Annotated in this window: 1 protein-coding gene; it reads left to right on the top strand. The window is 76.8% G+C overall.

Annotated features, from left to right (window positions below; all coding sequences use genetic code 11):
* Positions 1-293 (top strand): hypothetical protein (locus tag H2O73_RS23845; protein ID WP_220457734.1); only part of this gene is annotated, 293 nt, incomplete at both ends.

The following is a 293-nucleotide window of genomic DNA, read 5'->3' as shown; positions in this document are numbered from 1 at the left end:
GATCGGGCTGGTGGCGCTGACCGGGGGGAGCGCCTGGCTGGCCCTGCAGGCCTGCGCGCTCAACCTGCCGGTGCTGCCCAATGCCTGCCCCGGCGCGCGCACGGATGCGGCGCGCGCGTCGCTCATGGCGGCGGAGGCGCGCACCATCGATCTGCGCGAACGGGTGCTCGCCGCGGAGCGGGAGCTGGCCCGCCTGCAATGCACGGCCGCCGCGCCCGACCCCTATCGGCCGCTCGACCCGGGGGCCTGGTCGCGGGGCGATCTGGGCGCGCTCTATGGCTGTTGGAGCCTCG

The sequence above is a fragment of the Vibrio marinisediminis genome (genome assembly GCF_014050145.1).
In the GTDB taxonomy this organism is placed as follows: Bacteria; Pseudomonadota; Gammaproteobacteria; order Enterobacterales; family Vibrionaceae; genus Vibrio; species Vibrio marinisediminis.
Note: the sequence above shows the minus strand (reverse complement) of the source record. Positions and strands in the feature narration are given on the sequence as shown.